The organism is Actinotignum sp. usb-actsch-213 (genome assembly GCF_059085665.1).
In genome coordinates, this window is sequence record NZ_JBHNSQ010000019.1 from 1 (window position 1) to 12,554 (window position 12,554).

Annotated in this window: 15 protein-coding genes, 1 tRNA gene and 1 riboswitch; of the genes, 9 read left to right on the plus strand and 7 right to left on the minus strand. The window is 61.0% G+C overall.

The genetic code is table 11. The annotated features are described in order from the left end of the window. On the minus strand, positions 1-714 hold a 714-nt coding region (locus AC5RK6_RS01215), incomplete at its 3' end, for a hypothetical protein (protein ID WP_493926303.1). Positions 715-1,003: 289 nt separating this feature from the next. Then, positions 1,004-1,357, minus strand: coding sequence for a transcriptional regulator (locus AC5RK6_RS01220; RefSeq protein WP_320758035.1), 354 nt, complete (start codon positions 1,355-1,357; stop codon positions 1,004-1,006). A gap of 227 nt (positions 1,358-1,584) precedes the next feature. Here AC5RK6_RS01220 and AC5RK6_RS01225 point away from each other — a divergent pair, with 227 nt between their 5' ends. Further along, entirely contained in the window at positions 1,585-1,950 is a 366-nt protein-coding gene (locus tag AC5RK6_RS01225; RefSeq protein WP_320758034.1) for a hypothetical protein, read from the plus strand. 47 nt (positions 1,951-1,997) lie between these two features. Here the strand turns inward: AC5RK6_RS01225 and AC5RK6_RS01230 are convergent, their stop codons facing one another. The 5 genes from AC5RK6_RS01230 to AC5RK6_RS01250 all read right to left on the minus strand — a co-directional run bounded on the left by AC5RK6_RS01230 (position 1,998) and on the right by AC5RK6_RS01250 (position 3,946). After that, on the minus strand, positions 1,998-2,597 hold the full coding sequence (locus tag AC5RK6_RS01230; protein ID WP_320758033.1) for a hypothetical protein: 600 nt from the start codon (positions 2,595-2,597) through the stop codon (positions 1,998-2,000). Positions 2,598-2,796: 199 nt separating this feature from the next. Next, positions 2,797-3,174 (minus strand): type II toxin-antitoxin system death-on-curing family toxin, encoded by a 378-nt coding sequence (locus AC5RK6_RS01235; protein ID WP_320758032.1) that lies wholly within the window; start codon positions 3,172-3,174, stop codon positions 2,797-2,799. After that, entirely contained in the window at positions 3,171-3,413 is a 243-nt protein-coding gene (locus AC5RK6_RS01240; RefSeq protein WP_016441879.1) for a type II toxin-antitoxin system Phd/YefM family antitoxin, read from the minus strand. Before AC5RK6_RS01240 ends, AC5RK6_RS01235 begins: the two co-directional genes overlap by 4 nt. Before the next feature lie 106 nt (positions 3,414-3,519). Beyond that, the gene (locus tag AC5RK6_RS01245; protein ID WP_394532471.1) at positions 3,520-3,780 is read right to left on the minus strand and encodes an AbrB/MazE/SpoVT family DNA-binding domain-containing protein; all 261 of its coding nucleotides are present in this window, start codon (positions 3,778-3,780) and stop codon (positions 3,520-3,522) included. Between the two features lie 92 nt (positions 3,781-3,872). Continuing rightward, a tRNA-Gly gene (locus AC5RK6_RS01250) sits at positions 3,873-3,946 on the minus strand. Between the two features lie 251 nt (positions 3,947-4,197). On the opposite strand from AC5RK6_RS01250, the gene dcd reads away from it, so the two are divergent. From dcd to AC5RK6_RS01290, 8 genes are all read left to right on the plus strand, one after another. Then, complete coding sequence (gene dcd, locus AC5RK6_RS01255; RefSeq protein ID WP_320758030.1) at positions 4,198-4,797, plus strand: dCTP deaminase; 600 nt, start codon at positions 4,198-4,200, stop codon at positions 4,795-4,797. Between the two features lie 252 nt (positions 4,798-5,049). Further along, positions 5,050-8,175, plus strand: coding sequence for a Na+/H+ antiporter subunit A (locus AC5RK6_RS01260; protein WP_320758029.1), 3,126 nt, complete (start codon positions 5,050-5,052; stop codon positions 8,173-8,175). Then, complete coding sequence (locus AC5RK6_RS01265; protein WP_320758028.1) at positions 8,172-8,801, plus strand: Na(+)/H(+) antiporter subunit C; 630 nt, start codon at positions 8,172-8,174, stop codon at positions 8,799-8,801. The genes AC5RK6_RS01260 and AC5RK6_RS01265 overlap by 4 nt, the downstream gene beginning before the upstream one ends. Next, a complete protein-coding gene (locus AC5RK6_RS01270; RefSeq protein WP_320758027.1) occupies positions 8,798-10,561 on the plus strand; it encodes a Na+/H+ antiporter subunit D in 1,764 nt (587 codons plus the stop codon). The genes AC5RK6_RS01265 and AC5RK6_RS01270 overlap by 4 nt, the downstream gene beginning before the upstream one ends. After that, complete coding sequence (locus tag AC5RK6_RS01275) at positions 10,558-11,193, plus strand: Na+/H+ antiporter subunit E (protein ID WP_087069996.1); 636 nt, start codon at positions 10,558-10,560, stop codon at positions 11,191-11,193. Before AC5RK6_RS01270 ends, AC5RK6_RS01275 begins: the two co-directional genes overlap by 4 nt. Then, the gene (locus AC5RK6_RS01280) at positions 11,190-11,573 is read left to right on the plus strand and encodes an MrpF/PhaF family protein (protein ID WP_016441872.1); all 384 of its coding nucleotides are present in this window, start codon (positions 11,190-11,192) and stop codon (positions 11,571-11,573) included. Before AC5RK6_RS01275 ends, AC5RK6_RS01280 begins: the two co-directional genes overlap by 4 nt. Continuing rightward, positions 11,570-11,974, plus strand: coding sequence for a monovalent cation/H(+) antiporter subunit G (gene mnhG / locus AC5RK6_RS01285; RefSeq protein WP_284898918.1), 405 nt, complete (start codon positions 11,570-11,572; stop codon positions 11,972-11,974). The genes AC5RK6_RS01280 and mnhG overlap by 4 nt, the downstream gene beginning before the upstream one ends. Positions 11,975-12,044: 70 nt before the next feature. Continuing rightward, the gene (locus AC5RK6_RS01290) at positions 12,045-12,314 is read left to right on the plus strand and encodes a DUF4235 domain-containing protein (RefSeq protein WP_284890085.1); all 270 of its coding nucleotides are present in this window, start codon (positions 12,045-12,047) and stop codon (positions 12,312-12,314) included. Between the two features lie 118 nt (positions 12,315-12,432). After that, positions 12,433-12,543: riboswitch (TPP riboswitch) on the plus strand. Positions 12,544-12,554 lie beyond the last annotated feature (11 nt).

The following is a 12,554-nucleotide window of genomic DNA, read 5'->3' on the forward strand; positions in this document are numbered from 1 at the left end:
CAAAAAGACCAGAATATTGGGAACCTTCCCGATAACGCTCACGGATTCGCTGCTGGGAACGACGACGCTAAACCCGTCTTCACCGGCTTTGTTCGTAATAGTGAGCTTTCCTTGATCATCCACGGTGACCTGATCACGGGTGAGGCCGAGAGCTGGGTTGTTCTTGAGGAAAGCGTCAACGATCTTTGCCTGCTGATCCGCGGACAGAGTGTAACTATTTGGGTCAGCAACAGTTACTTTGCCCGCGTTATGGGTGCTTTGATTTTGAGGGGCGCCCTTTTGGGGATCCGGGTTCTCCTCCCGGAACGCGAACGGCGGAGCGTAGTAAAAAACCTTGACGTTGTAGGTGTCGAAGGTGTCCGGAGTTCCCTTCTTGGCCACGATAACCGGTACATCCTTAACGCGATCTTTACGCTTCGGGCCGTACGAATTGGCGTTGGCCTCACTGAGGTTCTTTACCGTGAACTCATACTCATCGGGGTTCAGGTTGTTCTTGGTGAGCTGATCCTTGACGGAGGCAATCACCTCAGCCTCGGTCAGTCCGTCGACTAAGAAGAAGTTCTTTGCGATGGCGCCGCCGAACTTTGCGGAATTGGCTTGTTCGGCGCTGGAAGCTCCCGTGGGGGAAGCTGGATCGGCGAGCGCGGGTGTGCCGCCGAAGAATATAAGGGTGGCCGCCAGGGTGGCACCCGCTATCTTACGAAAAGAGGTCACGAGATCCCTTCCTTATTTCCCAATCGTTGAACAATGAATGCAACATTGATTTGAATAGAGAATTCGTATCATTATTCTAATCCGCAGGTCAGAGGGTTGAAAACCGATTTCCTGTGACGTATGACCAGGTCTTTTCTTGTTGGCGAATGTGCGGGTAGCAGGGAGGGGGTGGGTGCTGCCTTACCTGTTCAGGCTTGTATGCCACTGGGCGTAGCGTTCTTGGACGGCGTGGAATTCTTCTTCGGAGATGCCGTACTCTTCAATCCCTGAAAGAAGAAGGCGGGTGAGTTTACGCTGAAATTCGAGATTTTCTATGGAAGATCCGATTCTCTGGCAGTTCCGGAAATTTTGATTCCCACATCGCGTAGACGCGCCACGGCAAGCTAAGTGTTGGCCAGGCCCGCATGAGGAGTTCCCGATTGAGCCAGCGCTCCTGCTGCTCTGTGGTTCCTTCGTTGATCAAAGCTGTGTAACCGCGCTTGATGAGGCCGTTGCTTTCAAGATGGATCGTCTGAGAATTTGGTGCCCAGATGATCGAGTGGTCGAGGTAGAGAGTGCCACCCATGCCAGGGCCGCGAAGCGCATCTAGGGAAGAAGGTAGTTCGTAATGCTTGCGTTGTGAATAGGGTGCAATATCACGCATGCGGCCTCCTTCCCGGTTCTTCCCCCATCCTAGAGGGGAAGGGCACCGCCGGCCATAGTGGGAACAATTAAATTGAATACCGCGCAGAATAAATGCGATAGAATTATGCGTAACGGTGTTATGTGGGTGCACGGTTACGTAGGCACAAGGAGGTGCGGGTTATGGCACGGCTACATGTGAGAAGGCGGTGGTCCTTCTTTGATGACAGGAGCCGCCACTATTTGAGCGTGAACGGAAAGAAACGCCCGGAGGTACTGCTTCCCGAACGCGATAATGTTTTTGAGGTGGGCGACGGCGCCTGCGTTGCTCAGGTGCGAACGCTGGTTCCCCTCAAGAGTAATCCCGTATCTTTCTCTGCGACGGCGGGGAGCGATATCTATCTCAGCTATCGCCTCAAGAAGGGAGCCATTATTGGCCTCATTGTGCTCTTCGGCGCGGTGGCGGCCCTGCCCTTTGTGGTGAAATCCGTGAACCGCATGATTCTGCTGCCGGTGGCCGGGGTGTGCCTGATCGTGCTGCTGGTGCTGTCGCTCACCGTTTTTTCGACGATGTACACGCTCAAGATAGAGGACTCATCCGGAGTGGCTGCATAGCCGGCCGCGTGGGCCAGCCTCCCACAGGCATGTGTGCTGGCGGCGGGCTAGGCGGCGTCGTCGTTCTTATCGGGAATGCACTGCGTTGTTGACGAAATACGCTGGGCGCCGCGATGGTCGGCGAGCCAACGCTGGCCGTTAACGTCAGTAAAGCAGAAACGGAAGTTTTCGTTGATGACGGTGCGCGGGGGTCGGTCGCCAAAAAGGGCGTCGCCGTAGGTGTCCACGTACTCGGCTTTTTCTTTCGGCGGGAGCGTGGGGAATGTGATTTCGTAGCCGGCGGCGGTTTGCCGGAATTCGTGATAGTGGTCGGCGGAGACGGTGAGGCCGTTGGGCGGGGCGGGCATTGCGAGCGTGAGGTCGAAAACCGGGTTGGGGGAGGCGTTGTGGAAACTCGAGGTGATCTGCCGGCCGATTTTCCCGGTGTCGGTGCGGTGTTCCTCCGCGGTGATCTTATTTTGGGTGAAGGCCTGGTTGGCCTGGGAAAACTGCTCGGCTTTGATCGCCTCGTGGCGGTCGTAAATATTCAAGCCGAGCACGGCCACCGCGATAACCACCGAAATAAGCGAGAGCGTTTCGGATAGCGGCAGCCAGCCGCGTCGCTTCCCGCGCGGCTGTTCAGTGCCGATGGCCTTCTCCTCATCCATGCGGTTATCCCTTTTCTGCCCGTTTTCGAATCGTAGCCGCGCTTGGCGTGACTGACGCCGGCGCCGTGCAGCGCGGGCCCGTAGTGTGGGCCCGCGGTGTGCGGCCACCGATGAATTTTAGCGTTTTCAAGAGGGGGAAACATGTGGGGTTCTTCAACTGGCGATGTTGAATCGATAGCGACGACGGAGCGCAGTGTAACTATGGGAGGTGTTCGTCAATCCATGCGCGTAGGCCTGATTCATCTACCTGTCCCGCAGCCACGCTTAAAATAATCGCGATCATCTCATCGTCCGTATAGCTCAGTTCCACACCGTTGAGCGCGAGGAAGACTAACATCGCGTGCGTGCCAATACGCTTGTTTCCGTCGATAAACGGATGATTCTTGATAAGCCCAAACGCAAGGCGAACAGCTTTATCAATAAGACTGGGGTACAGATCCTGCCCACCAAAACTCTGTAATGGAGTCATGAGGGCTGAATCTAAGAGGCCTTCGTCTCGGAGCCCCGATGTCCCACCTGATGTTTCAAGTAGTTCCTGGTGAATCAGGAGGATCTGCCGCTTGCTTAGGTACTTCACTTCGCCAGTTCCTCATATACGCGCGCATTTTTTCTTATGAGTGCGGCTGAGACCTTCGCGAGCTCGGCATCGTCCGGCTCTGTGATTTCATCCGCCTTAGCGAATTCTGTGATGATGTAACGAGGGCGATTATTTTTCAAAATAACGGCTGAGCCATACTCGTCTACCAATCGCGCCACCTTCGAGAAATTCTGATTCGCTTCCGAAATTGGTACCAAGGTATTCGTATTGACATTCATGGCTTACCTCCCCTTCCAAGAAGAATATACAACATATCCTAGGTTGAATATAGCCTAATTTGAAGGGGGTATGGGTGTCGGTTTTGGCGAGAGTTAGCCCGCCTGACTAACTGTTTCTAATACTCGCTACCAGATCGTTCACGGCTTCTTCGGATTCAAGTCCCAAACGTTCTGCTTCGCCCGCTAACCCAGTTTGGAGCACTGACAATGCATAGCGGGCGGAGTTGATCACGCGCACATCGCTGCCGTCTACGACGAAGGCAATGCGGTCTCCTTTGTTGATGCCCAGCCGCTCGCGCACCGCCTTCGGGATGGTTACCCGTCCCTTCGCCTTCACTTTGGCGGATTCTGCAAATTTTTTAGTCACCGTCATCCCTCCTTGGATGTGGGTGTAGTGCTGATGCTTGCGATTTTAGTGGGTGAGATATTGATGTGGGGCCGGACTCGCTGCCTGAAAACTGGAGCGGGCGACGGGAATCGAACCCGCCTCTGCAGCTTGGGAAGCTGCCATTCTACCGATGAACTACGCCCGCGAGAGCGGTGAAGCCTCACGCGAGCGGCCGAACCGCAGGCGCGAAAGAATCACTAGGTGATTATCCTAGCGTGCCATCCCCGCCAGCGCAAAGCGCGCCCGCGGCTTAGTGCTTGCGGCATGTGTTGCTCAGTTCCCGCGGCTTGCGCGACCCAGCACTCACGGCGCGGAAGCGCGCCCGAATTGCTTCAATTCCTCCACATACCGCCCCGCAGGTAGCGCCCACCCGCGCGGGCGTGTCAGAATCTAGGCGTGTTACTTTCCGATGTTGATATTTTGCGCTCCGTGAGCGAGGGCCGCATCGCCCTGCACCCCTGGGATCCGGCGATGGTGCAGCCCTCCTCCATCGATATTCACCTCGACCGCTTCTTCCGACTCTTCGATAACCACAAATACCCGGTCATCGACCCGGCCGCGGACCAGTCCGACCTCACGCGCCTGGTAGAAGTTCCCGCCGACGGCGAATTCGTTTTACACCCGGGAGAGTTCGTGCTCGGCTCCACTTTTGAGCAGGTCACTTTGGGGAACGACGTCGCAGCTCGCCTGGAAGGGAAATCCTCCCTCGGGCGCCTGGGACTCCTCACCCATTCCACCGCCGGGTTCATCGACCCGGGCTTCTCCGGGCATGTCACCCTCGAGCTGTCCAATACGGCAACGATGCCGATCAAGCTCTACCCGGGCATGAAAGTGGGCCAATTCTGCTTCTTCCAACTCTCCTCGGCGGCCACTAACCCCTACGGAGCTGGCGCAAGCGGTTCGCGCTACCAGGGTCAGCGCGGCCCCACGGCCTCCCGCTCCCACCTTAATTTCCACCGTATCGACGTGACCCACTACCCGGAAGCCGATAACTAAACTCCGGCCTTAGCAAGCCTCGCGCTTCCAAAGCAAGCCTGGCCGCGCGGTCTCATCGAGAGCGGAAACACGGGACACTCCCGCATATTTTCGCTACTGTAATGATGTTCCATGCGTTAACAATGAGCTCCACCGCCTAAGAAACCGGCGCCCGCACCTACTAGCTGTATCGCGCCAGGTCATCCGCGGAGGGGCTCAGTGGCGTATGTTTGGCACGCTGCGCACGTAGAGCACGTAGCGCACCCGGCGTGCATGGCAAAGGTCGAAGGGACGGAGGCTGCCGTGGCATATGTGCTCCTGCTATTTGCGGTGGGGGCGCTGTGTGCACCGCTCGTGATGCAGCGCGGGCGTTTCGGCTTCGCAATCCTCGCTCTCCTCCCGGCCGGTACTTTCCTGTGGCTCCTCAGCCTCATCCCCCGCATCCTTCGCGGTGATATCTACCAGCAATCCCTCACCTGGGTGCCCCAATTGGGCATGGACCTGGATATCCGCATTGACGCTCTCGGCCTGCTCCTCGCCCTCATCGCCACCGGGGTGGGCGCGGCCGTGCTCTTCTACTCGGCGCGGTATTTCAAACGTGATGCCTCCTACCTGGGCCGGTTCGGCGCGATTTTCGTGGCTTTCGCCGGGGCTATGCTCGGTTTGGTCACCACGGATAACACCGTCGCCCTCTATATTTACTGGGAACTCACCACCGTTTTTTCCTTCCTCCTCATCGGCCACTATTCCGACCGGCAATCCTCGCGGCGCGCGGCTTTCCAGGCCATTATTGTGACCACGGCGGGTGGGCTGGCCATGCTGGGCGGGATCACCATGCTCGGGGTCATGCCCGGGGGATCTTTCTCATTGCGCGAGCTCGTGGTGGCTTCCCACGAAGCCACGCTGTCACCGGGGAATTCCGCGCTGCTGACGAGCGCCGTCGTACTTGTACTTATCGGGGCTTTCTCCAAATCCGCCCTGGTACCTTTCCATTTCTGGCTGCCGGCCGCCATGGCCGCACCCACGCCTGTCTCCGCCTACCTGCACGCCGCGGCGATGGTTAAAGCCGGGGTGTACCTGGTGGCGCGCCTGGCCCCCGGTTTCGCGCATAATCCAGCTTGGCGCTGGATGGTAATCATCCTCGCCTCGTACACGGTGCTGCTGGGTGGTTACCGGGCCCTCAAACAAACCGATATTAAGCTGGTTACCGCTTTCGGCACGGTCTCCCAGCTCGGACTCATTATTCTTTTCGTCGGCTACGGAGATTCGGCGATGCTGCTGGCCGGGCTCATGCTGCTGCTGGCTCACTCCCTCTTCAAATCCGCACTCTTCCTCTCCGTGGGTATCGTGGACGTGTGTACCGGCACCCGTGACCTGCGCGAACTATCCAATGTGGGCCGCAATATGCCCGCGGTTGCCACCTTCGCCGGAATGGCGGATGCCTCCATGATGGGTTTCCCGCCCTTCGCCGCTTTTGTAGCGAAAGAAGGTGCGCTCGGCGCCCTGTGGGGTGGTAGCGCCACCGATATCGCGGTGCTCGTGCTCATCGCGGTGGGTTCGGCGCTCACGGTGGCCTACGGCCTGCGGTTCTGGTGGGGCGCCTTCATGCGCAAGCCGCGCGTAGAGGATACCGAGGTGCGTGACGTTTCCGCGGTGATGATCTGGCCGGTAGGAATATTGGCGACGGCGGGCCTGGTGGCCGGGCTCGCAACCGCGCCCATCAGTACCTTCCTAGAGCAATACCTGGCCCAATACCCCGTGCTGGCCCCCTACCAGGGCCACCTGCACCTGTGGTCCGGCTTCAACGGGCCCTTCCTGGTGACCCTCGCCATCCTCGCGGCCGGTTGCTGCCTCTTCTGGCAGCGCCACCGCATCTCCGCCTTCACCCAGCGCCACGCCCTGCGCCTCAGCGCCGAGGAAGCCTACCAGCGCATTGTTTCGGGCACCGAGCGTTTCTCCATGACCGTCACCGCCCGCACCCAATCCGGTTCGCTTCCCACCTACCTCCTCACCATTTTCTGGTTCCTGCTCATCACCGTGGGAATCGCGCTGCTCACCAACCCGGTGGGTACCCTGGTGGTGCCCCGGCTCTTCGATAGTTGGGCGCAGGCCGCGGTGGCCGTTGTTGGCTGCCTGGGAGTGCTGCTTGCCGCGGCCTCTCGCCACCGTCTCAAAGCCGTGATCCTCATGGGAATCGGTGGCTACGCCGTTGCCCTCACCTACGAGATGTACGGGGCTCCTGACTTGGCTCTCACCCAGGTGCTTTCCGAAACTCTCACCCTCGTGGTCTTCGTGCTGGTGTTGCGGCGCCTGCCTTCCTATTTTTCTTCCCGGCGCACCAAAGGCACCCAGCGGTTCCGCATCGTTTTCGCGGCCATCATGGGGGTGCTTTTCGCGGGGCTGGCGTATCTGGCAGCCGGGGTGCGCACCCACGCGCCAATTTCGGAACTCTTCGCCGATGAAGGTTTCCGTTTCGGGTACGGGCGCAATATCGTCAACGTTACCCTCGTGGATATCCGGGCTTGGGACACGATGGGGGAGACCTCCGTGCTGGTGGTCTGCGCCGTCGGCATTGCCTCCCTCCTCTTTGTACGCGACCGTTTCGGCGGCACGGATCGGCTACGCAATATCCTCGGCGCGAAAAGTGAACGGGCGCAACGCTTGCACCGCCTCGGTGATGACCCGGTGGCCTATGTGCGCAATTCGCTGCGCGCCGAAGAAGAAGCGAAGCGTTCGGGGCGCAACCGAGCCTGGCTCGCCTCCGCGAACCGCCCCGGGGTGGCCTCCCGCCCGATCATGTTGCAAATCGGCACCCGCCTGGTCTTCCATACCGTTCTCATTATTTCGCTCTTCTTCCTTTTCTCCGGGCACAATATGCCGGGCGGAGGTTTCGCCGGCGGGCTGCTGGCCGGCATCGCATTGACCTTGCGTTATCTTGCCGGCGGGCGTTTCGAACTGGGCGCCACCCTCCCCATCCTCCCCGCGCACCTGCTGGGAACCGGCCTGGGCCTGGCCACTCTTTCCTCGCTCGCCCCGATCATGTTGGGCGGTAACCCGCTGCAAACCGCGAAAATCGATATGGTGCTTCCGATCTTTGGGGAAGTTCATTTTACGACGGCGCTCATCTTTGACACCGGCGTCTATATCGCGGTTGTTGGCCTGGTAGCCGAAATTCTGCGGTCCCTCGGCGGGGAAATTGACCGGCACGGGGAAATGGAAGAAGGCGTCTGGGATGCTGATATTCGCATCGAACCTTCCCACGACGCCCGTCAGAACCTGCGTGAAGAAATGGAATCCCAGGCCGAGCTCAGCGAGCGCACCTCCCCGAAACAGGAAGCCGAGCGCCTGGCCCTGGCCGCCGAACAACGCGATGCGGCAACGGAAGGAGAGCAAGAATGAGCGTATCTCTCGCCCTCATCCTCATGTGCGGGGTTTTCGTTGCCGTAGGCGTCTATCTTATTTTGGAGCGTTCCCTCTCGCGGGTCATCCTCGGGCTGGGCTGCCTCTCCAACGGCGTCAATATTCTTTTCCTTATTGCGGGTGGCCGCACCGGCAACCCGCCCTTTATCGGCAACGGCTCGCCGGACCTGTGGGCGGACCCGCTGGTCATGGCCATGATGCTCACCGCCATTGTTATTACTTTGGCCACCACCGGCTTCCTGCTGGCCATGGCCTATCGCACCTGGCAGCTGCGCGATGATGACGAAGTACGCGACGACGTGGAGGATCGCGCCGTCGCCGTTCGCCAACAACTGGAAGAAAGCAGCCAGCGATCCGAAGTGGGAACAGACTTGCAGGAAACCTCCGCGGAATTCCGCGACGAAACCGATACTCCGGCCCCGCGTTTCGGGCGTCTGGGCCGCTGGAACCGCCGGCATCCCAAGCGCCGCCGGCACCGCTACGTGGCTAACCCGAATGCCACCCACGGTGTGGACGGTTCGCTCACGAACGGCGGAAAGCCGCGGAATGGTGGGCGCAACGGCAACACGGGGCGCGGCGGCAACGCGGGAGGCGCACGGCGATGATTTCCTGGCTACTCCCCGTTCCCATCGTGCTTCCCCTGCTGGCCGCCGGGGTGCTCCTGGCGGTTCCGCGCCGGCGCCGCGTGCAAGCCTGGACCGCGGTGGGAATGCTGTCCATCGTCCTCGTGGTGGCGGTCATTCTGCTTTTCGTTTCCGCGCGCGGCCCCATCACCCTAGACGTGGGGAACTGGGCGGCGCCCGTGGGTATTTCCCTGGTGGCTGACAGGCTCTCCACCATTATGCTCACCACCTCGGTCACGGTGACCCTGATCGTGCTGGTGTACTCGGTATTCCAGGGCGTGGCGGACGGTGAACGCGGCGCACCCACCTCGGTGTACTACCCGGCCTTTATGATTCTTTCCGCCGGGGTGTCCGATGCGTTCCTCACCGGCGATCTTTTCAATATGTACGTGGGCTTTGAGATTCTCCTGGCCGCCTCCTTCGTGCTCCTGACCATGGGTGGCACGGCCGAACGGATGCGCTCCGGCTCGGTCTACGTGATCGTCTCCATGGTCTCCTCCCTCATCTTCCTCACCGCGCTCGGCCTCACCTACGCCGCGGTGGGTAGCGTGAACCTGGCCGACCTGGCCGTCAAACTCCCGCAGGTGGATCCGGGAATGCGCATGGTCCTCCAGATCCTCTTCCTCGTGGCCTTCGGGTTGAAAGCCGCGATTTTCCCGCTGGCCGCCTGGCTGCCCGACTCCTATCCCACCGCCTCCGGCCCGGTCACGGCTGTATTCGCCGGCCTGCTCACCAAAGTGGGCGTATACGCGATTATCCGCACCCAGGTGCTGCTTTTCCCGGGCGGGCGCCTAGACGATATCCTCGCCGGTTTCGCGGTCGCCACCATGCTGATTGGTATCCTCGGCGCGATCGCGCAGGAAAATATTAAGCGTTTGCTGTCCTTCACCCTGGTCAGCCATATCGGCTACCTCATCTGGGGTATCGCCATTTCCACCGAAGCCGGGCTCTCCTCCACGATTTTCTACGCCGTGCACCACATCGTGGTGCAGACCGCGCTGTTTTTGGTGGTGGGCCTGATCGGGTGGGTGGCAGGAACGACGTCGCTCGTGCGGCTCGGTTCCATTATGCGAGCGGCCCCCATGGTTGCGGTTTTGTATTTTCTTCCCGCGCTTTCCCTGGGTGGTATTCCGCCGCTATCCGGATTCCTCGGCAAAGTGGGGCTGCTGGAAGCAAGTGCCGCGCGCGGCACCGCGATTGACTGGGTGTTGATAGCGGCCGGCCTGGTTACTTCCTTGCTTACCCTCTACGCTGTGATCCGCGCTTGGAATATGGCCTTCTGGCAGGAAGCCCCGGCGGAACTGCCATCCACCACCTACCCGAGCGGGATGGTGATTTCCGCCTCCGGGCTCATCGCGGTCATGCTCGGTATTACCTTCGCGGCCGCGCCGCTGCGTTCTTTTACCGACGGCGCCGCTGCCGAGCTGGAAGCCCGCACCCCCTATATCAGCGCGGTGCTTCCCGATTGGGACCGCGGTACCGGGATTTCCCCGGAGGTGGATGAAGAAACCGTGGTACCCCACGAGGATTCCACCCCGGATACCGGCGCCTTTACCCAAACGCCCGAACCGAAAGAAAGCCCGCGTTTGCTGCGCTCCCCGAGCCCCACGCCCGCGGCCACACTGGTGCCGACCGGTGCACCGGTGCCGAGTGGTGCGCCGTCGTTCCACACGCCCGCGCCCACAGCGGTTCCCGGGCAAGGTCCCGCGCCCGTTCCCGCAGCTTCCGGAGGTGAGCAATGAGTCGCGATAGTGAAGCAATCCGCCTGGTCACCCGGCGCGAGGGCCGTTTCCCGAGCGCCTCCCTGGGGGTGCTGGTGTGGCTGACCATCGTGTGGGTGCTGCTGTGGGGGCAGGTCAGCGCCGCCAATATTGTGGCAGGTTTCGCCCTCGCCCTCCTCGTAACCGAAGTGGCACCTTTCCCCACCGCGTCCTTCGACGGGCGTTTCCGGATCTGGGGTGTGATCCGCCTGGTTGCGATTTTCGTGCGTGACCTTGTGCACGCCTCCTGGCAGCAAGCCTGGTTTATCCTGCGGCGCGCCACCCCGCGCGGCGCGGTGATCCGCGTGCGGCTGCGTTCCCACTCCGATGCCTACCTCGCGATAACCGCCGGGATGTCCACCCTGGTGCCCGGCTCGCTCGTGATCGATACCGACGCCGCCACGGGCACCCTCTACGTGCACGTATTTGACGTGGGCATGGCGGGGGGAGTGAGCGCCGCGCACCAATCGGTGCTCGATTTGGAAGAGCGGGTGCTGCGCGCTTTCGCCTCCCGCAGTGAGCTGGTGCAGGCTGGCTTCGTGCCCGGGTCCAGCCCGAAGGCCGGGCGTCTGCCGGTTCCCTTCGCTCCCGATAGTTCCGGAGGTGAACGATGATTATCGTGATGGTGATCTGCGGGGTGCTCTTGACCATCTCCGCGCTGCTGGTCACGGTCCGCATCGTCAAAGGCCCCACGGTTCTCGACCGGGTAGGGGCACTCGATGTCATCACTTCGATTATGGTGGGTGCGCTCTGCCTGCTCGCAGCGGTGACCCGGCGAGCGGATTTGCTGGCGGTTTTCGTCGTCGTCGCCATTGTTGGTTTCCTCGGATCCGTGGCCGTGGCGCGCTTCATCCGGCCCGTGGACCAAAACGACCCGAAGGAGATGCGGCGCCTCGAAAAGGCGAACGAACACGAAACAACCGACGAAGAAGAAGACGAAAGCCCCGCCCACGATCCGGACCGCGATACCGAGCAGGAAGGAGTCCGGCCGTGAGCCCCTGGGATATTATCGGCGCCGCGCTCATGCTGGCCAGCGCCGCACTCACCTTCGTGGCCGCCATCGGCATGTTCCGCTACCCGGACCTTATGACGCGCCTGCACGTGGCCACCAAACCGCAGGTCCTCTCCCTGATCATGGGTTGCCTGGGCGCGGCCTGCCTGGTGCGTGACCCCTCAATGACGTGGACGCTGCTGCTCGTGATCGGCTGCCAGCTCATCACCTCGCCCATCTCCGCGCATATGCTGTCCCGCGCCGGATACCGTACCGGCCGTATCGATTCGGATGCCATGGTCGTGGACGAATTGCGCGAGGACCTGCGCTTCGGGCGTGGGCTGAGTCATAATAGTTCTGGACAGGACAAGAATTCAGCGCGGGGGAGCACCTCTACGCAATAAATATTGAGGGCGGTGCCGGGCTTCCTGGCCGCATCTGGCCGGGGCCGCGCCGCGCGAAGAAAGGGACGCTATGGATATCGGGTGGAAAGTTGTGAGCGCGGGCGTTGGGGTGCTCTCGGGGATCGTCGCCAATAAAATCGTGGACGTGGTGTGGAAGGGTATTTCCGGGCGGGAGATTCCCGATTCGGAGGACCCGAACGCGCCGCTCGTGGACGCGATGATTTTCGCCGTGGTTTCCGCCGGGGTGGCGGCGGCAGTTTCCCAGCTCACCCAGCGCCAGGCCGCGAAATGGTACGGCAAGGGCGAAGTGATCGATTCGCAGGCGCGCGCCCGGGCCTAAGGTTCGCGCGGCGCCGATCCGGTTCCGACCCGGCGCCGATCCGGTTCCGACCCGGCGCCGATCCGGTTTCGGCTCGGGACCGCAGGTGTGAAAATCTGGGACCTCCGTACTAGACTGGACGGCACGACAGGGGAGCGCAGCAGCGCTGAGAGTGCGGCCGGCACGCGGCACGCAGACCCTCGAACCTGCTCCGGTTAGTACCGGCGAAGGGAGTCGAGATCTCTCCTCCGCACCGCGGAG